This is a genomic window from Marinomonas lutimaris, assembly GCF_019426345.1.
GTDB classification, from domain to species: Bacteria; Pseudomonadota; Gammaproteobacteria; order Pseudomonadales; family Marinomonadaceae; genus Marinomonas; species Marinomonas lutimaris.
Map to the genome: position 1 here is coordinate 1 of NZ_JAHLLW010000056.1, position 614 is coordinate 614.

The 614-nt window shown below is 39.4% G+C and carries 1 protein-coding gene; it reads left to right on the forward strand.

From position 1 onward, the window contains the following. Positions 1-199 precede the first annotated feature (199 nt). Positions 200-614 (forward strand): hypothetical protein (locus KPL72_RS21090; RefSeq protein WP_219704359.1); only part of this gene is annotated, 415 nt, incomplete at its 3' end.

Sequence of the window (614 nt, forward strand, 5' to 3'; positions counted from 1 at the left end):
TTAACTCATTACACGTAGCATAAATTTATCAAATCAAAGGTGCTGTAAAGGCTGTTTCTCCATGATTTAGAGTCCAAATCGTGCTGTTTTTCTGTATTTCTTTTTCAAAATTAGCGTTAGAATCCTGTCGTTTTTGACACACTATTTTAACCCCCATTTTAAGTGACTTGTAATGAGTACTCATCCTAAAGGATTCGTAATGAAGGGAAAATTCTTTAAAGCCGTCGCAGTCATGGCTTGCTTATCTTCTGCTGCCGCATTTGGCTTTAATTTAGATGTTTTTGGCTGGTTCCAAAAAGATAATAACATCGACAAGATGATCGAATACATTCCTGCTGATACTGCTCTTTTTGTTGGTGTCGTGACGAATAAAGATATTGTCACCAGTTCAGATCAGATGATGGCTCGACTGAAAGACAGTAGCGATGGCGATGCTCTTTTAGAGATGCTTAAACCTTTTCCTGAAAGTGAAGGCTTAGACTTTATCCGCTGGTTTATTAAAGATTATTATGAAGTGGCACCAAAGGGTGGCATAGCCATGTACAAGCACTACGGCCTCGATATGGAAGGCGCAAGTGTTGCGTATTTAGATGGGATTTTCCCTGTGATGCGTG